Origin of the sequence: Escherichia sp. WS1152 (genome assembly GCF_046487665.1) — a bacterium.
Taxonomy (GTDB): Bacteria; Pseudomonadota; Gammaproteobacteria; order Enterobacterales; family Enterobacteriaceae; genus Escherichia; species Escherichia coli.
The window spans coordinates 35,506-56,196 of record NZ_JBJQJA010000013.1 but is presented as its reverse complement, the minus strand read 5'-3'; the positions used below and the strand labels follow the sequence as shown (position 1 = coordinate 56,196).

The window sequence follows — 20,691 nt, the reverse complement described above, 5'->3', positions numbered from 1 at the left end:
CATTTCTCAAACCCTGAAATCACTGTATACTTTACCAGTGTTGAGAGGTGAGCAATGCGTAAAATCATTCATGTGGATATGGACTGCTTTTTCGCAGCGGTGGAGATGCGCGACAATCCCGCCCTGCGCGATATCCCTATTGCTATTGGCGGCAGCCGCGAACGTCGAGGGGTGATCAGCACCGCCAATTATCCCGCGCGTAAATTTGGCGTACGTAGCGCTATGCCGACAGGGATGGCGCTCAAATTATGCCCACATCTCACCTTGCTTCCGGGGCGCTTTGACGCCTACAAAGAAGCCTCAAATCATATCCGTGAAATCTTCTCGCGCTACACCTCGCGCATTGAACCGTTGTCACTGGATGAAGCCTATCTCGATGTCACCGACAGCGTCCATTGCCACGGTTCTGCGACCCTCATCGCCCAGGAAATCCGCCAGACGATTTTCAACGAGCTGCAACTGACGGCATCTGCGGGCGTGGCACCAGTAAAGTTTCTCGCCAAAATCGCCTCCGACATGAATAAACCCAACGGCCAGTTTGTGATTACGCCGGCAGAAGTTCCGGCATTTTTACAAACCTTATCACTGGCAAAAATCCCCGGCGTCGGCAAAGTCTCGGCGGCAAAACTGGAAGCGATGGGGCTGCGGACCTGCGGTGATGTACAAAAGTGTGATCTGGTGATACTGCTTAAACGCTTTGGCAAATTTGGCCGCATTTTGTGGGAGCGTAGTCAGGGGATTGACGAACGCGATGTTAACAGCGAACGGTTGCGAAAATCCGTCGGCGTGGAACGCACGATGGCGGAAGATATTCATCACTGGTCTGAATGTGAGGCGATTATCGAGCGGCTGTATCCGGAACTTGAACGCCGTCTGGCAAAGGTAAAACCTGATTTACTGATTGCTCGCCAGGGGGTGAAATTAAAGTTCGACGATTTTCAGCAAACCACCCAGGAGCACGTCTGGCCGAGGCTGAATAAAGCTGACTTAATCGCCACCGCGCGTAAAACCTGGGATGAACGCCGCGGCGGGCGAGGTGTGCGTCTGGTGGGGCTGCATGTGACGTTGCTTGACCCGCAAATGGAAAGACAACTGGTGCTGGGATTATGAATAACATACAAATAAGAAACTATCAGCCTGGCGATTTTCAGCAACTATGCGCTATTTTCATTAGAGCGGTTATGATGACCGCAAGTCAGCATTATTCACCACAACAAATTGCCGCCTGGGCGCAGATTGACGAATCTCGCTGGAAGGAGAAACTCGCGAAATCACAAGTGCGGGTTGCAGTCATTAATGCACAACCGGTTGGTTTTATTTCCCGCATTGAACATTATATCGATATGTTATTTGTTGACCCTGAATACACCCGCCGTGGGGTTGCCAGCGCTTTGTTAAAACCTTTGATTAAGTCTGAATCCGAACTTACGGTGGACGCAAGCATAACCGCAAACCCTTTTTTGAACGTTATGGTTTTCAGACAGTTAAGCAGCAGCGCGTTGAATGCCGGGGAGCGTGGTTTACTAATTTTTCTATGCGATATAAACCGCAACATTAAATCCAGCTTGCAATGAAAATAACGCCCGCCTGGTATGTGCGCGTTTTCTTATTCCACAAACTGCAAGGAGGTAAATCATGACAAATCCTTTATCAATGACTCTTTGCAGACCTTTCCAGGATTAATTCTTTTTTTCTTGCCCTGGATTCGTCTGCCATTTCCTGATTTTTAATATTTATATACTCTAAATAATTCGAGTTGCAGGAAGGTGACAAGCGAGTGAATCGCCAGGAGCTTACTAAAGTAAGTGACTGGGGTGAACGAACGTAGTCGCAGTACATGCAACTTGAAGTATGACGAGTATAAATGGAATGGTACATGGGCAAATATATTCGTCCCTTATCCGATGCGGTATTTACCATCGCATCTGATGACCTGTGGATCGAGAGTTTAGCGATCCAACAATTACACACCACGGCAAATTTACCCAACATGCAGCGCGTAGTGGGGATGCCAGATTTACACCCCGGACGCGGCTACCCGATTGGCGCAGCGTTCTTCTCTGTTGGTCGTTTTTACCCGACAAGACGTCGCGGTAACAGTGCTGGAAACAGAAACAGGTCGTTACTCTGACACCCTGCGTTCAGCGCTGGTTTCTCTGAATGGCGACAACGCATGGGCATTAAGCGAAAGCTGGTATGGCACTATTCAGTGGATTTGTCGGAGTCCGTATCGCCCACATCATGGGCGTAAAAACTGGTTTCTGGGCATTGGGCGTTTTACTGCTGATGAGCAGGAACAATCCGACGCGGTCCGTTATGAGACGCTGCGTTCGTCGGGGCCGGGCGGTCAACATGTCAATAAAACCGATTCGGCGGTGCGCGCCACGCATCTGGCTACCTGGATTAGCGTGAAGGTTCAGTCAGAGCGCAGCCAGCATGCCAACAAGCGGCTGGCACGATTGCTGATTGCCTGGAAGCTGGAGCAACAGCAACAGGAAAATAGCGCAGTGCTGAAATCGCAGCGGCGAATGTTCCATCACCAGATTGAACGTGGCAACCCGCGACGAACGTTTACAGGGATGGCTTTTATCGAAGGATAATGAAGGATGAAACTGCCGGAAGGCGATTAAACGCCATCCGGCAGCAAATCAAATAATTACTTCGCTGGAATTTCTTTCAGCAGTTCAGTCAGCAGTGTCCAGTAATGACCTACGCTTTCGATGTGAACTTGCTCATCCGGAGAGTGTGGACCGGTGATTGTTGGCCCGATAGAAACCATGTCCATTTCCGGATACGGTTTTTTGAACAGACCACATTCCAGGCCCGCGTGGATAATCTGGATGTTCGGCGTCTTGTTGAACAGACGCTGATAGGTTTCACGTACCAGATGCATCACCGGAGAGTTAGCGTCCGGCTGCCAGCCAGGATATGCGCCTTTCGCTTCGGTTTTCGCGCCAGCCAGTTTACCCAGCGAATCCAGCATGCTCACCACGTAGTCTTTACCGCTGTCGATCAGAGAACGGATCAGGCAGTGAATTTCTACATTATTGTCAGTCATGGTCACCACACCGACGTTCAGGGAGGTTTCGACCACACCTTTTGCCACGTCGGAATTGCGGATAACACCGTTCGGGGTGGCGTTCAGCAGACGAATAAAGGTATCGCGAGATTTCGCAATCAGGGCAGCTTTATCGTTCGCTACAGAGTCCAGCAACAAGGCCAGATTTTTCTCTTTCTCTGCCAGCTCGTTTTTCAGGATCTCCTGATAGGTATTCACCAGAGATTTCAGGGCGTCGACTTTATCAGCTGCGACAGCAATGGTCGCAAAGGCTTCACGCGGGATGGCGTTACGCAGTGTGCCGCCGTTGAAATCAATAAGACGCAGATCCAGTTCTTCTGCATGACCCGCCAGGAAGCGCACCAGCAGTTTGTTGGCATTACCCAGGCCAACGTGGATTTCACCGCCGGAGTGACCGCCTTTCAGACCTTTTAAGGTTAACTTGAAGGTTTCAAAACCAGCTGGAACCGCTTCACGATCTAAATGCAGGTTGGAGGTGAAGTCGATACCCCCCGCACAACCCATGTAGATTTCACCTTCTTCTTCGGAGTCGGTGTTAATCAGAATATCAGCCTGCAACCAGTTGCTCTGTAAGCCGAACGCACCGTCCATACCGGCTTCTTCGGTCATGGTCAGCAGCACTTCCAGCGGACCGTGAACCACGTTTTCGTCAGCCAGAACCGCCAGCGCAGACGCCATACCAATGCCGTTATCCGCACCCAGCGTGGTGCCGCGCGCTTTAACCCATTCGCCATCAATATAAGGCTGGATAGGATCTTTCGTGAAGTCATGCACGGTGTCGTTATTTTTCTGCGGCACCATATCGAGGTGGGCCTGTAAGACGACCGGTTTACGATTTTCCATACCTGCGGTAGCAGGTTTACGAATCAGGATATTACCTACCTGATCGCGTTCGACATGGAAACCTTTCTCTTTTGCCCAACCAACAATGTATTCAGCGAGTTGCTCTTCATGATAGGACGGGTGAGGAATAGAACAGATTTTGGCAAAAATATCCCACAGCGGCTGTGGAGATAATTGAGACAGTTCAGACACGTTAAGTCTCCTTGTCGATCACCCGCAAAACAGTATTGCAGGTCACAGGGTTAGCAGAAAATGTTGTCAACACAAGACAGGCTTGCGAGATATGTTTGAGAATACCACTTTATCCCGCGTCAGGGAGAGGCAGTGCGTAAAAAGACGCGGACTCATGTGAAATACTGGTTTTTAGTGCGCCAGATCTCTATAATCTCGCGCAACCTATTTTCCCCTCGAACACTTTTTAAGCCGTAGATAAACAGGCTGGGACACTTCACATGAGCGAAAAATACATCGTCACCTGGGACATGTTGCAGATCCATGCACGTAAACTCGCAAGCCGACTGATGCCTTCTGAACAATGGAAAGGCATTATTGCCGTAAGCCGTGGCGGTCTGGTACCGGGTGCGTTACTGGCGCGTGAACTGGGTATTCGTCATGTCGATACCGTTTGTATTTCCAGCTACGATCACGACAACCAGCGCGAGCTTAAAGTGCTGAAACGCGCAGAAGGCGATGGCGAAGGCTTCATCGTTATTGATGACCTGGTGGATACCGGTGGTACTGCGGTTGCGATTCGTGAAATGTATCCAAAAGCGCACTTTGTCACCATCTTTGCAAAACCGGCTGGTCGTCCGCTGGTTGATGATTATGTTGTTGATATCCCGCAAGATACCTGGATCGAACAGCCGTGGGATATGGGCGTCGTATTCGTCCCGCCAATCTCCGGTCGCTAATCTTTTCAACGCCTGGCACTGCCGGGCGTTGTTCTTTTTAACTTCAGGCAGGTTACAATAGTTTCCAGTAAGTATTCTGGAGGCTGCATCCATGACACAGGCAAACCTGAGCGAAACCCTGTTCAAACCCCGCTTTAAACATCCTGAAACCTCGACGCTAGTCCGCCGCTTTAATCACGGCGCACAACCGCCTGTGCAGTCGGCCCTTGATGGTAAAACCATCCCTCACTGGTATCGCATGATTAACCGTCTGATGTGGATCTGGCGCGGCATTGACCCACGCGAAATCCTCGACGTCCAGGCACGTATTGTGATGAGCGATGCCGAACGTACCGACGATGATTTATACGATACGGTGATTGGCTACCGTGGCGGCAACTGGATTTATGAGTGGGCCACCCAGGCGATGGTGTGGCAACAAAAAGCCTGTGCGGAAGAAGATCCGCAACTCAGTGGTCGTCACTGGCTGCATGCGGCTACGTTGTACAACATTGCCGCCTATCCTCATCTGAAAGGAGATGACCTGGCCGAGCAAGCGCAGGCTTTGTCAAACCGCGCCTATGAAGAGGCCGCTCAGCGTCTACCGGGCACGATGCGGCAGATGGAGTTTACCGTACCTGGCGGTGCGCCCATCACCGGCTTTTTGCATATGCCGAAAGGCGATGGCCCGTTCCCGACGGTATTAATGTGTGGTGGTCTGGATGCGATGCAGACGGACTATTACAGCCTGTATGAACGTTATTTTGCGCCGCGCGGCATTGCGATGCTGACTATTGATATGCCGTCGGTGGGCTTTTCTTCAAAATGGAAGCTCACCCAGGACTCCAGCCTGTTGCATCAGCACGTCTTAAAGGCACTGCCTAACGTACCGTGGGTGGATCACACTCGCGTCGCGGCCTTTGGTTTCCGTTTCGGCGCTAACGTTGCCGTGCGTCTGGCATACCTTGAATCGCCGCGTCTGAAAGCGGTTGCCTGTCTTGGTCCGGTAGTTCATACCCTGTTGAGTGATTTTAAGTGCCAGCAACAGGTGCCGGAAATGTATCTTGACGTTCTGGCCAGTCGTTTGGGGATGCATGATGCTTCCGACGAAGCGTTGCGCGTGGAGCTGAATCGCTATTCATTAAAAGTGCAAGGATTGCTGGGACGTCGCTGCCCAACGCCAATGTTATCAGGCTACTGGAAGAACGATCCGTTCAGCCCGGAAGAGGACTCACGCTTAATCACCTCATCATCTGCTGACGGTAAATTATTAGAGATCCCATTTAACCCGGTGTATCGGAATTTTGACAAAGGTCTTCAGGAAATCACAGAATGGATCGAAAAACGTTTGTGTTAAAAATTTGCTAAATTTTGCCAATTTGGTAAAACAGTTGCATCACAACAGGAGATAGCAATGACGTTACCGAGTGGACACCCGAAGAGCAGATTGATCAAAAAATTTACCGCACTAGGCCCGTATATTCGTGAAGGTAAGTGCGAAGATAATCGATTCTTTTTCGATTGTCTGGCTGTATGCGTCAACGTGAAACCGGCACCGGAAGTGCGTGAGTTCTGGGGCTGGTGGATGGAGCTTGAAGCGCAGGAATCCCGTTTTACCTACAGTTACCAGTTTGGTCTGTTCGATAAAGCAGGCGACTGGAAGAGTGTTCCGGTAAAAGACACTGAAGTGGTTGAACGACTGGAGCACACCCTGCGTGAGTTTCACGAGAAGCTGCGTGAACTGCTGACGACGCTGAATCTGAAGCTGGAACCGGCGGATGATTTTCGTGACGAGCCGGTGAAGTTAACGGCGTGAGTGAAATGTGCCGGATGCATCACATCCGGCAATAATCATTAAAACTGATAGGTCATGCCAACCGCGACAATATCATCATTATTAATATTCAATTTGTTATCGCTATCCAGTTGGTTGATTTTATAATCAACAAACGCTGACATATTTTTGTTGAAATAATATGTAGCCCCGACATCGATATAATTGACCAGATCTTCATCACCGATACCTTCAATATCTTTCCCTTTCGATAAGACATAACCCAGCGATGGACGCAGACCAAAGTCAAACTGGTATTGAGCGACCGCTTCAAAGTTCTGTGTCTTATTGGCAAAGCCGCCAGTTATTGGCGTCATTTTGCGTGTTTCAGAATAAAAAGTTGCCAGATAAATATTATTGGCATCGTATTTCAGACCTGTAGCCCATGCTTCTGCACGCTTGCCTGTGCCACGGCTTTGCAGGTTCTGCTCGTTGGTGCGATCTGAGTTGGTATAGGCCCCACTAATGGCGAAATCGCTGCCGCCAAAGTCATATGTCAATGACGTGCCGAAGCCATCGCCGTTTTGCTTTTTAACGTCGCGGTTTTCGTTTTTCCCTTGATATTGCAGGGTTAAGTTCAGGCCATCGATAACGCCGAAGAAGTCGGTGTTCCGATACGTCGCCAGACCGCTGGCGCGTTTGGTCATAAAGTTGTCGGTCTGCGCCGAGGAGTCGCCACCAAATTCCGGGAACATATCGGTCCAGGCTTCCACGTCATACAACGCGCCCAGGTTACGACCATAATCGAAAGAACCCAAATCTTTATATTTCAACCCGGCAAAAGCGAGACGCGTTTTTTGCTGTGCAGTATCACTCTCCGCTTTATTTCCGGCAAACTCCGCTTCCCAACGGCCATAGCCAGTCAGTTGATCGTTAATTTGTGTTTCGCCTTTAAAACCAAAACGGATATAACTCTGGTCGCCATCTTTACTGTCGTTATCACTCATATAATGCATGGCTTTAACTTTGCCATAGACATCCAGTTTATTACCGTCTTTGTTATATATTTCTGCGGCCTGTACGGATGCAGATGCCACAATGCCCATCACCACTAATGCCAGAGTGCTCTTTTTCATTTTCATTCCTGATTTTAATTAACGCGCGAATATTCAGCGGGAGAGTCCCGTTGAAAACAGGAAAGTTTTTAACCTGAGATTGTTAAAGATATATTACAGATTAATGATATTCTGAAAATGTGGTAATTTATTAAATCTGTAATAAAAGCGTAAACAACTGCCGCTACGCTTGCTGATCCCGCGCAACAAAACGCCATGCTTTGCTCGCAGATGGTTGGCAACCGACGACAGTCCTGCTAAAACGTTCGTTTGATATCATTTTTCCTAAAATTGAATGGCAGAGAATCATGAGTGACAGCCAGACGCTGGTGGTAAAACTCGGCACCAGTGTGCTAACAGGCGGATCGCGCCGCCTGAACCGTGCCCATATCGTTGAACTTGTTCGCCAGTGCGCGCAGTTACATGCCGCCGGGCATCGGATTGTTATTGTGACGTCGGGCGCGATCGCCGCCGGACGTGAGCACCTGGGTTACCCGGAACTGCCAGCGACTATCGCCTCGAAACAACTGCTGGCGGCGGTAGGGCAGAGTCGACTGATTCAACTGTGGGAACAGCTGTTTTCGATTTATGGCATTCACGTCGGGCAGATGCTGCTGACCCGTGCTGATATGGAAGACCGTGAACGCTTCCTGAACGCCCGCGACACCCTGCGTGCGTTGCTCGATAACAATATCGTTCCGGTAATCAATGAGAACGATGCTGTCGCTACTGCAGAGATTAAGGTCGGCGATAACGACAATCTTTCTGCGCTGGCGGCGATTCTGGCGGGTGCCGATAAACTGTTGCTGCTGACCGATCAAAAAGGTTTGTATACCGCTGACCCGCGCAGCAATCCGCAGGCAGAACTGATTAAAGATGTTTACGGCATTGATGACGCACTACGCGCGATTGCAGGTGACAGCGTTTCAGGCCTCGGAACTGGCGGCATGAGTACCAAATTGCAGGCCGCGGACGTGGCTTGCCGTGCGGGTATCGACACCATTATTGCCGCGGGCAGCAAGCCGGGCGTTATTGGTGATGTGATGGAAGGCATTTCCGTCGGTACGCTGTTCCATGCCCAGGCAACGCCATTAGAAAACCGTAAACGCTGGATTTTCGGTGCGCCGCCTGCGGGTGAAATCACGGTAGATGAAGGGGCAACCGCCGCCATTCTTGAACGCGGCAGCTCCCTGTTGCCGAAAGGCATTAAGAGCGTAACTGGCAATTTCTCGCGTGGTGAAGTCATCCGCATTTGCAACCTCGAAGGTCGCGATATCGCCCACGGTGTCAGTCGTTACAACAGCGATGCATTACGCCGTATTGCCGGACACCACTCGCAAGAAATTGATGCAATACTGGGATATGAATACGGCCCGGTTGCCGTTCACCGTGATGACATGATTACCCGTTAAGGAGCAGGCTGATGCTGGAACAAATGGGCATTGCCGCGAAGCAAGCCTCGTATAAATTAGCGCAACTCTCCAGCCGCGAAAAAAATCGCGTGCTGGAAAAAATCGCCGATGAACTGGAAGCACAAAGCGAAATCATCCTCAACGCTAACGCCCAGGATGTTGCTGACGCGCGAGCCAATGGCCTTAGCGAAGCGATGCTTGACCGTCTGGCACTGACGCCCGCACGGCTGAAAGGCATTGCCGACGATGTACGCCAGGTGTGTAACCTCGCCGATCCGGTGGGGCAGGTAATCGATGGCGGCGTACTGGACAGCGGCCTGCGTCTTGAGCGTCGTCGCGTACCGCTGGGGGTTATTGGCGTGATTTATGAAGCGCGCCCGAACGTGACGGTTGATGTCGCTTCGCTGTGCCTGAAAACCGGTAATGCGGTGATCCTGCGTGGTGGCAAAGAAACCTGTCGCACTAACGCGGCAACGGTAGCGGTGATTCAGGACGCCCTGAAATCCTGTGGCTTACCGGCGGGTGCCGTGCAGGCGATTGATAATCCTGACCGTGCGCTGGTCAGTGAAATGCTGCGTATGGATAAATACATCGACATGCTGATCCCGCGTGGTGGCGCTGGTTTGCATAAACTGTGCCGTGAACAGTCGACGATCCCGGTGATCACTGGTGGTATAGGCGTATGCCATATTTACGTTGATGAAAGTGCAGAGATCGCTGAAGCATTAAAAGTGATCGTCAACGCGAAAACTCAGCGTCCGAGCACATGTAATACGGTAGAAACGTTGCTGGTGAATAAAAACATCGCCGATAGCTTCCTGCCCGCATTAAGCAAACAAATGGCGGAAAGCGGCGTGACATTACACGCAGATGCAGCTGCGCTGACACAGTTGCAGGCAGGCCCTGCGAAGGTGGTGGCGGTTAAAGCTGAAGAGTATGACGATGAGTTTCTGTCATTAGATTTGAACGTCAAAATCGTCAGCGATCTTGACGATGCCATCGCCCATATTCGTGAACACGGCACACAACACTCCGATGCGATCCTGACCCGCGATATGCGCAACGCCCAGCGTTTTGTTAACGAAGTGGATTCGTCCGCTGTTTACGTTAACGCCTCTACGCGTTTTACCGACGGCGGCCAGTTTGGACTGGGTGCGGAAGTGGCGGTAAGCACACAAAAACTCCACGCGCGTGGCCCAATGGGGCTGGAAGCACTGACCACTTACAAGTGGATCGGCATTGGTGATTACACCATTCGTGCGTAAATAAAACCGGGTGATGCAAAAGTAGCCGTTTGATTCACAAGGCCATTGACGCATCGCCCGGTTAGTTTTAACCTTGTCCACCGTGATTCACGTTCGTGAACATGTCCTTTCAGGGCCGATATAGCTCAGTTGGTAGAGCAGCGCATTCGTAATGCGAAGGTCGTAGGTTCGACTCCTATTATCGGCACCATATAAATCAATGAGTTACACATCATTAGTGCCTTCCTTATTTTTTGACTGGGACAAATTTGGGACCAATGGGTTCAGAATCGAGTCTATTTGCCGTGCGTGTTCGGTAAGGTGATCAGGTGCGAGGTGAGCATATCGACGAACCATTTCGATAGACTCCCAGCCTCCCATTTCCTGTAACACTGACAACGGGACTCCGGCTTGAACCAGCCAACTTGCCCAAGTGTGTCTCAAGTCGTGAAATCTGAAATCATCAATACCTGCTCGTCTCAGCGCCGCTTTCCAGGCTGTGTTTGCGTCATACCGCATCTTCCTGACCGTTGGCGCTTTCGTTCCGTCTGGTTTGGTACAGCTTTCCTTGTACACAAATACCCAACGGTGATGATTCCCGATTTGTTTTTTCAATACGCGACATGCAGTATCATTCAGCGCAACGCCAATTGCGCGGTTTGATTTACTCTCTTCCGGGTTTATCCATGCCACCCGGCGCTGCATGTCTATTTGTTGCCATTCAAGGTTGATGATGTTCGAGCGTCTTAAGCCTGTTGCCAGTGCAAATTCAACAACAGACTTTAATGGCTCCGGACATTCATCAATCAGCCTTTGTGCTTCATGAGGCTCCAGCCAGCGGATCCGTTTATTCTTTGGTTGAGGCACTTTAATAATTGGTGCTTTATCCAGCATTTTCCATTCACGCTCTGCGGCTCTTAGCAGGGCCTTTATAAATGAAAGATGCGTTGCCTTCGTTGCAACGGACGCTGGTTTTGGCGTGTATTCTGGAACAGGTTTCCCTTTTTTTCTGCATGCTTCTGCCCTGAGTTTCCAGTTTTCCTCATGACGCCGGTTCGTCATTTTCTGCATCGCTGAATAAATTTTTGATTCAGTGATGTCTCTTAGTTGCATCCCTGCGAAATGTTGAAGCCAGAATCCGATCCGGCTTTTGTCATCGTCCAGTGATTTCTTATGTGCTTTCTCTTCGAGCCACCTGACACACGCTTCCTCAAACGTCATATCAGGTATTTCACCAAGTTTGCTGACCCGCCATGCTTCAGCCTTTAGCTTGTCATGGAGCTCTGTCGCCTGCCTTTTGTCCTTTGTTCCAAGAGACTGTTTAAATCTTTTACCGTTCGGCAATGTGAAACTGGCGTACCATATTTCACTTCTGCGGAAGAGTGACATTTTCTTTCCTCTGTTATGCCATCACCCGCGCTCACCTTGATAGTATGCAGCGGAGACTGAAGCGCCGCAATGCAGGCTTGTCGCGTTGTGAGGTAAGGAGATTTTGGTTTAGTGGGGTCTTTGCGTGTTGCCTGTAGGCGGCCTGTTCGTATCCAGTTGGTGGCGGTTGGTCTGGATATCTTAAGAAACTGACAGGCCTCATCGAGTGTGAGGCTGTATGATTCCATGGTTACCTCTGCTTTTTGAACGCATGTCACGTAACTTCTTAATGTGTTCTGCCGTTTCGATCTCTACTGCTATCCGATCTGCATCAGCTTTATTCACAGGTTCAAAGTCATGATTAAAGCGGAACATGCTGGCGATACATGTTCTGCCTTTTCGGATGTAGTGAACTTTGTTGTGGGTAGAACGCAGGATTTTGCAGGGAGTGCCGTGGTGGTCGACGTACCAGGTGTTAGGCAAAATGATTCTGAACATTTTTACACCTCAGTTGGACGATGTTGAAATTTGCTCCTTTGAGGTCATCACAATCCCCATTGTTTGTTCTTAAGTTCGATCTCCTCCTGGCAACTTGCACAAGTCCGACAACCCTGAACGGCCAGGCGTCTTCGTTCATCTATGGGATCGCCACACTTACAACAATGAGTGGCAGATATAGCCTGGTGGTTCAGACGACGCATTTTTATTGCTGTATTGCGCTGTAATTCTTCGATTTCTGATGCTGAATCAATGATGTCTGCCATCTTTCATTAATCCCTGAATTGTTGGTTAATACGCTTGAGGGTAAATGCGAATAATAAAAAAGGAGCCTGTAGCTCCCTGATGATTTTGCTTTTCATGTTCATCGTTCCTTAAAGACGCCGTTCAACATGCCGATCGCCAGGCTTAAATGAGTCGGTGTGAATCCCATCAGCGTTACCGTTTCGCGGTGCTTCTTTAGTACGCTACGGCAAATGTCATCGACGTTTTTATCCGGAAACTGCTGTCTGGCTTTTTTGATTTCAGAATTAGCCTGACGGGCAATGCTGCGAAGGGCGTTTTCTTGCTGAGGTGTCATTGAACAAGCCCCATGCCGGCAAGCATAAGCACACAGAATATGAAGCCCGCTGCCAGAAAAATGCATTCAGTGGTTGTCATACCTGGTCTCTCTCATCTGCTTCTGCTTTCGCCACCATCATTTCCAGCTTTTGTGAAAGGGATGTGGCTAACGTATGAAATTCTTCGTCTGTTTCTACTGGTATTGGCACAAACCTGACTCCAATTTGAGCAAGGCTATGTGCCATCTCAATACTCGTTCTTAACTCAACAGGAGATGCTTTGTGCATACCGCCTCCCGTTTATTATTTATCTTCTCAGCCAGCCGCTGTGCTTTCAGTGGATTTCTGATAACAGAAAGGCCGGGAAATACCCAGCCTCGCTTTGTAACGGAGTAGACGAAAATGATCGCGCCTACCCGGATATTATCGTGAGGATGCGTCATCGCCATTGCTCCCCAAATACAAAACCAATTTCAGCCAGTGCCTCGTCCATTTTTTCGATGAACTCCGGCACCATCTCGTCAAAACTCGCCATGTACTTTTCATTCCGCTCAATCACGACATAATGCAGGCCTTCACGCTTCATGCGCGGGTCATAGTTGGCAAAGTACCAGGCATCTTTTCGCGTCACCCACATGCTGTACTGCACCTGGGCCATGTAAGCCGATTTTATTGCCTCGAAACCACCGAGCCGGAATTTCATGAAATCCCGGGAGGTAAACGGGCATTTCAGTTCAAGGCCGTTGCCGTCACTGCATAAACCATCGGGAGAGCAGGCGGTGCGCATACTTTCGTCGCGATAGATGATCGGGGATTCAGTAATATTCACGCCGGAAGTGAATTCAAACAGGGTTCTGGCGTCGTTCTCGTACTGTTTTCCCCAGGCCAGCGCCTTAGCATTAACTTCCGGAGCCACACCGGTGCAAACCTCAGCCAGCAGGGTGTGGAAGTAGGACATTTTCATGTCAGGCCACTTCTTTCCTGAGCGGGGCTTTGCTATCACGTTGTGAACTTCTGAAGCGGTGATGACGCCGAGCCGTAATTTGTGCCATGCATCATCCCCCTGTTCGACAGCTCTCACGTCGATCCCGGTACGCTGCAGGATAATGTCCGGTATCATGCTGCTACCTTCTGCTCAGTGGCTTTCTGTTTCAGGAATCCAAGAGCTTTCACTGCTTCGGCCTGTGTCAGTTCTGACGATGCGCGAATGTCGCGGCGAAATATCTGGGAACAGAGCGGCAATAAGTCGTCATCCCATGTTTTATCCAGGGCGATCAGCAGAGTGTTAATCTCCTGCATGGTTTCATCGTTAACCGGAGTGATGTCGCGTTCTGGCTGACGTTCTGCAGTGTATGCAGTATTTTCGACAATGCGCTCGGCTTCATCCTTGTCATAGATACCAGCAAATCCGAAGGCCAGACGGGCACACTGAATCATGGCTTTATGCCGTAACATCCGTTTGGGATGCGACTGCCACGGCCCCGTGATTTCTCTGCCTTCGCGAGTTTTGAATGGTTCGCGGCGGCATTCATCCATCCATTCGGTAACGCAGATCGGATGATTACGGTCCTTGCGGTAAATCCGGCATGTACAGGATTCATTGTCCTGCTCAAAGTCCATGCCATCAAACTGCTGGTTTTCATTGATGATGCGGGACCAGCCATCAACGCCCACCACCGGAACGATGCCGTTCTGCTTATCAGGGAAGGCGTAAATTTCTTTCGTCCACGGATTAAGGCCGTACTGGTTGGCGACGATCAACAATGCGATGAACTGCGCATCGCTGGCATCACCTTTAAATGCCGTCTGGCGAAGAGTGGTGATCAGTTCCTGTGGGTCGACAGAATCCATGCCGACACGTTCAGCCAGCTTCCCAGCCAGCGTTGCGAGTGCTGTACTCATCCGTTTTATACCTCTGAATCAATATCAACCTGGTGGTGAGCAATGGTTTCAACCATGTACCGGATGTGTTCTGCCATGCGCTCCTGAAACTCAACATCGTCATCAAACGCACGGGTAATGGCTTTTTTGCTGGCCCCGTGGCGTTGCAAATGATCGATGCATAGCGATTCAAACAGGTGCTGGGGCAGGCCTTTTTCCATGTCGTCTGCCAGTTCTGCCTCTTTCTCTTCACGGGCGATCTGCTGGTAGTGACGCGCCCAGCTCTGAGCCTCAAGACGATCCTGAATGTAATAAGCGTTCATGGATAAACTCCTGAAATTTTGATGTGCGGATCCAGACAGTGCGTTAACTGCATAGTTGTTTGAATGAACTCGCTTGATTAATCAAAATGTTGGATCACACTATGTCTTGCTCAAAATCTGATAAATAAGGTGTCTAGAATGCTGATTGATAAGTTAAAGTCTTCTCCGATGTACCCAACCGCAGAAATGGGTAAGCAGTCGAAAAAGAATCATTGGTATGTAAGGGAAAAGGGGAGTGATCAACCGCAAGACCAGACCTGGAGAGCTTGGTGGGAATCTCGCTCGCTTGGCAAAGGCCATATCAATTGGAGATCTACATGCGTAGCAGAAAATGTACTCGATCCATTCAATCCGCCATCTCGGTTTGAGGTTGATTTCAAAGCCCCTGATGGGAGTATCTACAACCTTGAATTTGCTTTGGCTCCACACGGCCCAAACAAGTGAGTAGTTAGTGGCTCAGACCACCGCCAGTACCATTCAGGTAAACCTCCACGAGCAAATCTTTTGTGTACGTTCGTTCGATGCCGCGATGCAAGTAAAGCCGACCGCGCAAATTAGCTGATGCCGTCCAGGTACCATCTTTGTGTTTAACCAGCATACCTGGCCGGACGGCACCGCGATTAACGGTCTGAGTTCCGTAATGTTGATGAACCATAAAAACTCCTGCCCGTAAGCTGGGCTGCTGAACATATAGAGACTTCTGCGCGTATTCAGGCGGTGGATGGCCGCCGGTTGTCATAACTAAGCCGCCTCGTTGAAGCGACTGAGGTATGAAGTGTTGAGTTGATTTCAGCTGGTCACACCGACGTTCACGCGTCCGCTTCACCCCTCGCACTCCCCGGAGCCTGCTGAAATTCAAGCTGCGGATCTAAGCGGTCATCGCAACGGCGAATCAGGTGGTTGCCGTATCGTTGTGTTGTTGCGATGAACTCATTTAAAACTATAGTTGTTTTATCGTCAACAACAAAAGTTGTTTTATTGGTTTTTTTAGATATAACTGGTTGTATTTAGGATGGATTTATTTTGTGACTTGAATCGCATAGCGATAACTGAAGGGAGGTTGTGGTGGTTTTTTGAACGGTGTGTGATGAGGGGAGGGCAAAAGAAAACCCGGCACGGTGGCCGGGTTTAGATGATTGGTTAAGAGCGAGGGTAATGGGGAATGAAAAATCGCTTTACCTAATGCAAGGGTGCGAGCATTTTCTTAAGCACTAAAGAAAAAGTACATTGATAGCTTATAAAGTCCTGTTCCTGCAGCGATGATTGCTGGAACACCAAGCAATACCGCAAGCTTTGCGTCTGAAATCTTTCTATCGACAGCATCACTTGATGGCTTGTTTGTTAAGGATTCTTTTATAGAGTCCAGACGTGCAAGAATAGTTATCATATTTTTGTCGATAGCTTTAACGTCTGTTTTAAGTTCATCAACGTCTCGTTTGATATGAGCAACATCGGACTCCAGTTTTGCAACTTTTTCAGGCATGTTATCACTCCCAGACCCACTGCTACCACTTGATTGTAGCATGTCCCATCTTTTTCCAGATATACCTGCTAGCTGGGAAGACGCACTGGAGTGCAAACAAAATGATTCTGCCGCCTTTGCAATTTTATCATTTAGGTTTGGAGCTTCGTAATAATCGTGTTTCATAATTAATTACGATTAGTTTGTTTTAGCTTTGTCATGCTGGTCGCGAATGAAGTCAGCCAATTTAAGCATCAATTCTTCGGGCATTCTAATGGTTGCAATGTTGTACTTTATGTTCTCAACATCGTCACTTTCATCAACAGGCCATTCAGTTACATTATGAAAAAAAGAAATTGAACCTAGGCGCTGAGAGCCGTCACCAAACGAAGAGTAGCCAAACGCGTCGGCGTATGCATCGACACAGTTATTTGATTTTTTAACAAGTGTTTTATTACTCATTTTTTGCCTTTCCCGTAATGTTATTTTTTATAAGGTATTTTCTTCAGCGTATTACCCAAAAGCCTCATCAACACGCGGCTGATTATCCGTGTTTTCTGTACGTCTGCGGCATGCTCCCAATAACCTTACCGAATATGAATACCCGGTTCATCTCGTCTTTCTCGATCGGGTCCCACGGTGAGTAGCTCTTGTTATCAGAGATAACCAGTAGCTTATCCTTCATCATTTGCAGGCGCTTTACATGGGCGGTGTCGTCGTACAGAAACGCATAGATGCCATCACCGTCGAAAGATTTAACCGTGATATCAACGAACAGCAGATCACCTGGTTCGATCGTTCCTGACATGCTGTCACCACGCACGTTAATGATGCGGATATTTTCCGCCTTCCTGCCATCGAACATGTGACGAGCATCGTCAAACGAGTACTCAACCGAGCGTAGGACTTCTACAAACTCACGGTTGATGACTCCCGGCCCAGCACTGACTTCTATATCAAGAACGTCAATCTTGAAGTATTTGGAATGGCTGACAGTTGATTGTATTGGTTGCACTGTACTGTCTGACATATTTCCAACGCCAGAAGATAACCATTCTGCGCGCACACCCAAAGCGTTCGCGATCTCCACGATTTTAGTTGTTTGGTTAGCTTTCCCTGTTTCGATTTTCTGAATAGCAGCCTGGCTAACCCCAACCAAATCCCCAAGTGCCTTTTGTGTAAGGCCTCGCGCTAATCTGGCTTCTTTAAGTCTTTCTGAGAGTGTTGTTTTCATAGACCAAATGTACAACCAAGGTTTTATTCCATCAAACGAAAATGGTTGTTGACTAAAAACAACCATAGTTTTAATCTTGATTCAGATTAACCACGGAGGTTGTTATGAACCCAGCAATCAAAACAGCGATCAATATAGTTGGTTCACAAAAGAAACTGGGCGATGCCTGCGAAGTTTCACAGCAGGCCGTCTATAAGTGGCTTCACAACAAAGCAAAGGTATCCCCTGAACATGTCGGCAGCATTGTTACGGCTACTGGTGGAGTTGTGAAGGCATACCAGATTCGCCCGGATCTTCCGAAGTTGTTTCCACACACCGAAAAGAACGCAGCTTAAATTTCCATTTCACGCTCTTTAACAATAAGCAATCAACTTAACAGACTGATTAACAGTCAATTCAAACTAAAGGAATCAATTATGCAACCAATTACATACCAACAGACTAGCGGATTTACCCCGACTGCGGTGATAAATCGTTCTCAAACAAAACAGGCGCCAGGCCACGAAAAAATCCGTGATGCCGTTCGCGCCTGGTCGGCTGCAGATAATCAGGATGTTGTTGCCGCACTCATTGTGAATGAGTATCGGGAGCAGGGCGGCGGCACCATCGATTTCCCTGATGATGTCAGCCGTGCACGCCAGAAGTTGTTCCGCTTCCTCGATAACAAATTCGATTCTGAAAAATACCGAAATAACGTGCGTGAACTGACCCCGGCAATTCTGGCGGTACTACCGCTGGAATATCGCGGCCACCTGGTTGAGCAGGATAGCTTCATGGCTCGGTTGGCTGAAATGGATAAGGAACTCAGTGAGGCAAAGCAGGCGGTCATTCTCAACGCACCACGCCACCAGAAACTGAAGGAAATTAGTGAAGGTATTGTGTCGATGTTTCGTGTGGACCCGGATCTGGCTGGTCCATTAATGGCGATGGTTACCACCATGCTGGGGGCAATATGACAGGTTCAGAAATGGCGAAAGCCGGTCTGCGGGAACAGAGCCGACTTTCAGGTGCAAATCGTAACGCACTCATTGCGGAAGGAATTATGGCAAACACTGCTGAGATATTCAATTTTCCAGTGCCGGATGAGGCACAAAAGGAGCGGCGCGTGGCAGATCTCGATGATGGTTATACGCGCATTGCAAATGAGTTGCTGGAAGCTGTGATGCTGGCCGGATTAACACAGCACCAGCTTCTGGTCTTCCTGGCTGTCATGCGCAAAACATATGGCTTTAATAAAAAACTGGATTGGGTGAGCAACGAGCAACTTTCCGAGTTGACCGGGATATTGCCGCACAAGTGTTCTGCTGCAAAAAGTGTTCTGGTAAAGCGTGGGATTTTTATTCAGAGCGGGCGGAATATCGGCATTAATAATGTGGTCAGTGAATGGTCAACATTACCCGAATCAGGTAAGAAAAATAAAGTTTACCTGAAAGAGGTAAATTTACCTGAATCAGGTAAGAAAAGTTTACCCAAATCAGGTAAAGGCACTTACCCGAATCAGGTAAACACAAAAGACAAACTAACAAAAGACAATATAAAACCTTATTCGTCCGAGAATTCTGGCGAATACTCTGACCAGCCAGAAAACGACCTTCCTGTGGTGAAACCGGATGCTGCGATTCAGAGCGGCAGCAAGTGGGGGACAGCAGAAGACCTGACCGCCGCAGAGTGGATGTTTGACATGGTGAAGACCATAGCGCCATCAGCCAGAAAACCGAATTTTGCAGGGTGGGCTAACGATATCCGCCTGATGCGTGAACGTGACGGACGTAACCACCGCGACATGTGCGTGCTGTTCCGCTGGGCATGCCAGGACAACTTCTGGTCCGGTAACGTGCTAAGTCCGGCCAAACTCCGTGACAAGTGGACCCAACTCGAAATCAACCGTAACAAGCAACAGGCTGGAGTGACAGCCGGAAAATCAAAACTGGACCTGACAAACACTGACTGGATTTATGGGGTGGATTTATGAAAAACATCGCCGCACAAATGGTTAACTTTGACTGTGAGCAGATGCGTCGGATCGCCAACAACATGCCGGAACAGTACGACGAAAAGCCACAGGTACAGCAGGTAGCGCAGATCATCAACGGTGTGTTCAGCCAGTTACTGGCAACTTTCCCGGCGAGCCTGGCTAACCGTGACCAGAATGAACTGAACGAAATCCGCCGCCAGTGGGTTCTGGCTTTCCGGGAAAACGGGATCACCACAATGGAACAGGTTAACGCAGGAATGCGCGTAGCCCGTCGGCAGAATCGACCATTCCTGCCATCACCCGGGCAGTTTGTCGCCTGGTGCCGGGAAGAAGCATCCGTTACCGCCGGGCTGCCAAACGCCAGCGAGCTGGTTGATATGGTTTACGAGTATTGCCGGAAGCGCGGGCTGTATCCGGATGCAGAGTCTTATCCGTGGAAATCAAACGCGCACTACTGGCTGGTTACCAACCTGTACCAGAACATGCGAGCCAATGCGCTGACTGACGCGGAATTACGGCGCAAGGCTGCCGATGAACTGACCTGTATGACAGCGCGAATTAACCGTGGTGAGACGATACCTGAACCAGTAAAACAACTTCCTGTTATGGGCGGTAGACCTCTAAATCGTGCACAGGCTCTGGCGAAGATCGCAGAAATTAAAGCTAAGTTCGGACTGAAAGGAGCAAGTGTATGACGGGCAAAGAGGCAATTATTCATTACCTGGGGACGCATAAGAGCTTCTGTGCACAGGACGTTGCCGCGGTAACAGGCGCAACCGTAACCAGCATAAATCAGGCTGCGGCTAAAATGGCGCGGGCAGGAATCCTGGTCGTTGATGGTAAGGTCTGGCGAACGGTGTATTACCGGTTCGCTACCAGAGAAGAACGGGAAGGAAAGGTGAGCACGAATCTGATTTTTAAGGAGTGTCGCCAGAGTGCCGCGATGAAACGCGTATTGAGGGTATATAAAAGAACATCAATGGGTACACAATGATGAAACAGGTGAGTTGATTTCAAACTGTAGTACAATTCT

General features: G+C 49.3%; 28 protein-coding genes, 1 tRNA gene and 3 pseudogenes. 16 read left to right on the top strand and 16 right to left on the bottom strand.

Annotation, left to right across the window (positions count from 1 at the left end; all coding sequences use genetic code 11):
• Positions 1-54: 54 nt before the first annotated feature.
• From dinB to prfH, 4 genes and pseudogenes are all read left to right on the top strand, one after another.
• Positions 55-1,110: a DNA polymerase IV gene (dinB, locus tag ACJHW7_RS18495; protein WP_040234527.1), complete on the top strand. Its 1,056-nt coding sequence runs from the start codon at positions 55-57 to the stop codon at positions 1,108-1,110.
• A pseudogene (locus ACJHW7_RS18490) lies at positions 1,107-1,558 on the top strand (GNAT family N-acetyltransferase). Before dinB ends, ACJHW7_RS18490 begins: the two are co-directional and overlap by 4 nt.
• Before the next feature lie 318 nt (positions 1,559-1,876).
• Positions 1,877-2,080: pseudogene (locus ACJHW7_RS18485) on the top strand (RtcB family protein); the annotation flags it as partial.
• Positions 2,079-2,600: pseudogene (gene prfH / locus ACJHW7_RS18480) on the top strand (peptide chain release factor H); the annotation flags it as partial. The pseudogenes ACJHW7_RS18485 and prfH, both read left to right, overlap by 2 nt.
• A gap of 56 nt (positions 2,601-2,656) precedes the next feature.
• Here the strand turns inward: prfH and pepD are convergent.
• Positions 2,657-4,114 carry a cytosol nonspecific dipeptidase gene (gene pepD / locus ACJHW7_RS18475; RefSeq protein WP_001293009.1) on the bottom strand — a complete coding sequence of 486 codons (1,458 nt, stop codon included), beginning with the start codon at positions 4,112-4,114 and terminating at the stop codon, positions 2,657-2,659.
• Between the two features lie 260 nt (positions 4,115-4,374).
• Between pepD and gpt the strand changes: the two genes are divergently transcribed.
• The 3 genes from gpt to crl all read left to right on the top strand — a co-directional run bounded on the left by gpt (position 4,375) and on the right by crl (position 6,628).
• Positions 4,375-4,833: a xanthine phosphoribosyltransferase gene (gpt, locus tag ACJHW7_RS18470; RefSeq protein ID WP_001291990.1), complete on the top strand. Its 459-nt coding sequence runs from the start codon at positions 4,375-4,377 to the stop codon at positions 4,831-4,833.
• A 91-nt stretch (positions 4,834-4,924) separates the two neighbouring features.
• Complete coding sequence (gene frsA / locus ACJHW7_RS18465) at positions 4,925-6,169, top strand: esterase FrsA (RefSeq protein WP_000189542.1); 1,245 nt, start codon at positions 4,925-4,927, stop codon at positions 6,167-6,169.
• Positions 6,170-6,226: 57 nt separating this feature from the next.
• Positions 6,227-6,628: a sigma factor-binding protein Crl gene (gene crl, locus ACJHW7_RS18460; RefSeq protein WP_000174677.1), complete on the top strand. Its 402-nt coding sequence runs from the start codon at positions 6,227-6,229 to the stop codon at positions 6,626-6,628.
• Between the two features lie 38 nt (positions 6,629-6,666).
• On the opposite strand, the gene phoE is transcribed toward crl, so the two are convergent.
• Positions 6,667-7,722, bottom strand: coding sequence for a phosphoporin PhoE (gene phoE, locus ACJHW7_RS18455; protein WP_000749881.1), 1,056 nt, complete (start codon positions 7,720-7,722; stop codon positions 6,667-6,669).
• Positions 7,723-8,009: 287 nt separating this feature from the next.
• On the opposite strand from phoE, the gene proB reads away from it, so the two are divergent.
• From proB to ACJHW7_RS18440, 3 genes are all read left to right on the top strand, one after another.
• The gene (gene proB / locus ACJHW7_RS18450; RefSeq protein WP_001285288.1) at positions 8,010-9,113 is read left to right on the top strand and encodes a glutamate 5-kinase; all 1,104 of its coding nucleotides are present in this window, start codon (positions 8,010-8,012) and stop codon (positions 9,111-9,113) included.
• An 11-nt stretch (positions 9,114-9,124) separates the two neighbouring features.
• Positions 9,125-10,378, top strand: a complete 1,254-nt coding sequence (gene proA / locus ACJHW7_RS18445; RefSeq protein ID WP_000893267.1) for a glutamate-5-semialdehyde dehydrogenase — start codon at positions 9,125-9,127, stop codon at positions 10,376-10,378.
• Positions 10,379-10,492: 114 nt separating this feature from the next.
• Positions 10,493-10,568: transfer RNA gene (locus tag ACJHW7_RS18440), tRNA-Thr, on the top strand.
• Positions 10,569-10,582: 14 nt separating this feature from the next.
• Here ACJHW7_RS18440 and ACJHW7_RS18435 read toward each other — a convergent pair.
• The 10 genes from ACJHW7_RS18435 to ACJHW7_RS18390 form a co-directional block, all read right to left on the bottom strand.
• On the bottom strand, positions 10,583-11,701 hold the full coding sequence (locus ACJHW7_RS18435) for a tyrosine-type recombinase/integrase (RefSeq protein ID WP_241685417.1): 1,119 nt from the start codon (positions 11,699-11,701) through the stop codon (positions 10,583-10,585).
• Complete coding sequence (locus tag ACJHW7_RS18430; protein WP_000446903.1) at positions 11,623-11,973, bottom strand: helix-turn-helix domain-containing protein; 351 nt, start codon at positions 11,971-11,973, stop codon at positions 11,623-11,625. The genes ACJHW7_RS18435 and ACJHW7_RS18430 overlap by 79 nt, the downstream gene beginning before the upstream one ends.
• Positions 11,945-12,223, bottom strand: a complete 279-nt coding sequence (locus tag ACJHW7_RS18425) for a DUF4222 domain-containing protein (RefSeq protein WP_000488420.1) — start codon at positions 12,221-12,223, stop codon at positions 11,945-11,947. The genes ACJHW7_RS18430 and ACJHW7_RS18425 overlap by 29 nt, the downstream gene beginning before the upstream one ends.
• A 47-nt stretch (positions 12,224-12,270) precedes the next feature.
• Positions 12,271-12,489 (bottom strand): TraR/DksA family transcriptional regulator, encoded by a 219-nt coding sequence (locus ACJHW7_RS18420; protein ID WP_000763368.1) that lies wholly within the window; start codon positions 12,487-12,489, stop codon positions 12,271-12,273.
• Between the two features lie 98 nt (positions 12,490-12,587).
• Positions 12,588-12,803 carry a hypothetical protein gene (locus ACJHW7_RS18415; RefSeq protein ID WP_000188870.1) on the bottom strand — a complete coding sequence of 72 codons (216 nt, stop codon included), beginning with the start codon at positions 12,801-12,803 and terminating at the stop codon, positions 12,588-12,590.
• A 76-nt stretch (positions 12,804-12,879) separates the two neighbouring features.
• Positions 12,880-13,071, bottom strand: a complete 192-nt coding sequence (locus ACJHW7_RS18410) for a DUF1382 family protein (RefSeq protein ID WP_000548537.1) — start codon at positions 13,069-13,071, stop codon at positions 12,880-12,882.
• Positions 13,044-13,226 carry a DUF1317 domain-containing protein gene (locus tag ACJHW7_RS18405; RefSeq protein WP_032270895.1) on the bottom strand — a complete coding sequence of 61 codons (183 nt, stop codon included), beginning with the start codon at positions 13,224-13,226 and terminating at the stop codon, positions 13,044-13,046. The genes ACJHW7_RS18410 and ACJHW7_RS18405 overlap by 28 nt, the downstream gene beginning before the upstream one ends.
• On the bottom strand, positions 13,223-13,903 hold the full coding sequence (locus ACJHW7_RS18400) for a lambda exonuclease family protein (RefSeq protein WP_000611716.1): 681 nt from the start codon (positions 13,901-13,903) through the stop codon (positions 13,223-13,225). Before ACJHW7_RS18400 ends, ACJHW7_RS18405 begins: the two co-directional genes overlap by 4 nt.
• Positions 13,900-14,685, bottom strand: coding sequence for a phage recombination protein Bet (bet, locus tag ACJHW7_RS18395; protein WP_000100847.1), 786 nt, complete (start codon positions 14,683-14,685; stop codon positions 13,900-13,902). Before bet ends, ACJHW7_RS18400 begins: the two co-directional genes overlap by 4 nt.
• A 5-nt stretch (positions 14,686-14,690) precedes the next feature.
• A complete protein-coding gene (locus ACJHW7_RS18390) occupies positions 14,691-14,987 on the bottom strand; it encodes a host-nuclease inhibitor Gam family protein (protein ID WP_000995439.1) in 297 nt (98 codons plus the stop codon).
• Between the two features lie 138 nt (positions 14,988-15,125).
• Between ACJHW7_RS18390 and ACJHW7_RS18385 the strand changes: the two genes are divergently transcribed.
• Positions 15,126-15,431, top strand: coding sequence for a hypothetical protein (locus tag ACJHW7_RS18385; protein WP_000904075.1), 306 nt, complete (start codon positions 15,126-15,128; stop codon positions 15,429-15,431).
• Between the two features lie 4 nt (positions 15,432-15,435).
• On the opposite strand, the gene ACJHW7_RS18380 is transcribed toward ACJHW7_RS18385, so the two are convergent.
• From ACJHW7_RS18380 to ACJHW7_RS18365, 4 genes are all read right to left on the bottom strand, one after another.
• Positions 15,436-15,642, bottom strand: a complete 207-nt coding sequence (locus ACJHW7_RS18380) for a hypothetical protein (protein ID WP_000233584.1) — start codon at positions 15,640-15,642, stop codon at positions 15,436-15,438.
• A 549-nt stretch (positions 15,643-16,191) separates the two neighbouring features.
• On the bottom strand, positions 16,192-16,635 hold the full coding sequence (locus tag ACJHW7_RS18375; protein ID WP_012565042.1) for a hypothetical protein: 444 nt from the start codon (positions 16,633-16,635) through the stop codon (positions 16,192-16,194).
• A gap of 12 nt (positions 16,636-16,647) precedes the next feature.
• The gene (locus ACJHW7_RS18370) at positions 16,648-16,911 is read right to left on the bottom strand and encodes a hypothetical protein (protein WP_000066829.1); all 264 of its coding nucleotides are present in this window, start codon (positions 16,909-16,911) and stop codon (positions 16,648-16,650) included.
• A gap of 82 nt (positions 16,912-16,993) precedes the next feature.
• A complete protein-coding gene (locus ACJHW7_RS18365; protein WP_000858975.1) occupies positions 16,994-17,683 on the bottom strand; it encodes a helix-turn-helix transcriptional regulator in 690 nt (229 codons plus the stop codon).
• Between the two features lie 104 nt (positions 17,684-17,787).
• On the opposite strand from ACJHW7_RS18365, the gene ACJHW7_RS18360 reads away from it, so the two are divergent.
• From ACJHW7_RS18360 to ACJHW7_RS18340, 5 genes are all read left to right on the top strand, one after another.
• Complete coding sequence (locus ACJHW7_RS18360; RefSeq protein WP_001067459.1) at positions 17,788-18,018, top strand: transcriptional regulator; 231 nt, start codon at positions 17,788-17,790, stop codon at positions 18,016-18,018.
• Positions 18,019-18,099: 81 nt separating this feature from the next.
• Positions 18,100-18,639 carry a toxin YdaT domain-containing protein gene (locus ACJHW7_RS18355; RefSeq protein ID WP_072847871.1) on the top strand — a complete coding sequence of 180 codons (540 nt, stop codon included), beginning with the start codon at positions 18,100-18,102 and terminating at the stop codon, positions 18,637-18,639.
• Positions 18,636-19,655, top strand: coding sequence for a replication protein (locus ACJHW7_RS18350; protein ID WP_077251437.1), 1,020 nt, complete (start codon positions 18,636-18,638; stop codon positions 19,653-19,655). Before ACJHW7_RS18355 ends, ACJHW7_RS18350 begins: the two co-directional genes overlap by 4 nt.
• Entirely contained in the window at positions 19,652-20,353 is a 702-nt protein-coding gene (locus ACJHW7_RS18345; protein WP_072847870.1) for a replication protein P, read from the top strand. The genes ACJHW7_RS18350 and ACJHW7_RS18345 overlap by 4 nt, the downstream gene beginning before the upstream one ends.
• Complete coding sequence (locus ACJHW7_RS18340) at positions 20,350-20,652, top strand: protein ren (RefSeq protein WP_000145915.1); 303 nt, start codon at positions 20,350-20,352, stop codon at positions 20,650-20,652. Before ACJHW7_RS18345 ends, ACJHW7_RS18340 begins: the two co-directional genes overlap by 4 nt.
• The last annotated feature ends 39 nt before the right edge of the window (positions 20,653-20,691 follow it).

Bases quoted from the DNA above. Each gene is read 5' to 3' on its own strand.
- ACJHW7_RS18380 (WP_000233584.1), bottom strand. From the start codon at position 15,642: ATGGTTCATCAACATTACGGAACTCAGACCGTTAATCGCGGTGCCGTC.
- ACJHW7_RS18405 (WP_032270895.1), bottom strand. From the start codon at position 13,226: ATGACGCATCCTCACGATAATATCCGGGTAGGCGCGATCATTTTCGTC.
- ACJHW7_RS18415 (WP_000188870.1), bottom strand. From the start codon at position 12,803: ATGACACCTCAGCAAGAAAACGCCCTTCGCAGCATTGCCCGTCAGGCT.
- ACJHW7_RS18425 (WP_000488420.1), bottom strand. From the start codon at position 12,223: ATGTTCAGAATCATTTTGCCTAACACCTGGTACGTCGACCACCACGGC.
- frsA (WP_000189542.1), top strand. From the start codon at position 4,925: ATGACACAGGCAAACCTGAGCGAAACCCTGTTCAAACCCCGCTTTAAA.
- crl (WP_000174677.1), top strand. From the start codon at position 6,227: ATGACGTTACCGAGTGGACACCCGAAGAGCAGATTGATCAAAAAATTT.
- ACJHW7_RS18385 (WP_000904075.1), top strand. From the start codon at position 15,126: ATGCTGATTGATAAGTTAAAGTCTTCTCCGATGTACCCAACCGCAGAA.
- gpt (WP_001291990.1), top strand. From the start codon at position 4,375: ATGAGCGAAAAATACATCGTCACCTGGGACATGTTGCAGATCCATGCA.
- ACJHW7_RS18410 (WP_000548537.1), bottom strand. From the start codon at position 13,071: ATGCACAAAGCATCTCCTGTTGAGTTAAGAACGAGTATTGAGATGGCA.
- ACJHW7_RS18400 (WP_000611716.1), bottom strand. From the start codon at position 13,903: ATGATACCGGACATTATCCTGCAGCGTACCGGGATCGACGTGAGAGCT.
- proB (WP_001285288.1), top strand. From the start codon at position 8,010: ATGAGTGACAGCCAGACGCTGGTGGTAAAACTCGGCACCAGTGTGCTA.
- ACJHW7_RS18420 (WP_000763368.1), bottom strand. From the start codon at position 12,489: ATGGCAGACATCATTGATTCAGCATCAGAAATCGAAGAATTACAGCGC.
- ACJHW7_RS18370 (WP_000066829.1), bottom strand. From the start codon at position 16,911: ATGAGTAATAAAACACTTGTTAAAAAATCAAATAACTGTGTCGATGCA.
- ACJHW7_RS18375 (WP_012565042.1), bottom strand. From the start codon at position 16,635: ATGAAACACGATTATTACGAAGCTCCAAACCTAAATGATAAAATTGCA.
- ACJHW7_RS18355 (WP_072847871.1), top strand. From the start codon at position 18,100: ATGCAACCAATTACATACCAACAGACTAGCGGATTTACCCCGACTGCG.
- phoE (WP_000749881.1), bottom strand. From the start codon at position 7,722: ATGAAAAAGAGCACTCTGGCATTAGTGGTGATGGGCATTGTGGCATCT.
- proA (WP_000893267.1), top strand. From the start codon at position 9,125: ATGCTGGAACAAATGGGCATTGCCGCGAAGCAAGCCTCGTATAAATTA.
- ACJHW7_RS18350 (WP_077251437.1), top strand. From the start codon at position 18,636: ATGACAGGTTCAGAAATGGCGAAAGCCGGTCTGCGGGAACAGAGCCGA.
- ACJHW7_RS18360 (WP_001067459.1), top strand. From the start codon at position 17,788: ATGAACCCAGCAATCAAAACAGCGATCAATATAGTTGGTTCACAAAAG.
- ACJHW7_RS18345 (WP_072847870.1), top strand. From the start codon at position 19,652: ATGAAAAACATCGCCGCACAAATGGTTAACTTTGACTGTGAGCAGATG.
- ACJHW7_RS18430 (WP_000446903.1), bottom strand. From the start codon at position 11,973: ATGGAATCATACAGCCTCACACTCGATGAGGCCTGTCAGTTTCTTAAG.
- bet (WP_000100847.1), bottom strand. From the start codon at position 14,685: ATGAGTACAGCACTCGCAACGCTGGCTGGGAAGCTGGCTGAACGTGTC.
- ACJHW7_RS18365 (WP_000858975.1), bottom strand. From the start codon at position 17,683: ATGAAAACAACACTCTCAGAAAGACTTAAAGAAGCCAGATTAGCGCGA.
- ACJHW7_RS18340 (WP_000145915.1), top strand. From the start codon at position 20,350: ATGACGGGCAAAGAGGCAATTATTCATTACCTGGGGACGCATAAGAGC.
- ACJHW7_RS18390 (WP_000995439.1), bottom strand. From the start codon at position 14,987: ATGAACGCTTATTACATTCAGGATCGTCTTGAGGCTCAGAGCTGGGCG.
- dinB (WP_040234527.1), top strand. From the start codon at position 55: ATGCGTAAAATCATTCATGTGGATATGGACTGCTTTTTCGCAGCGGTG.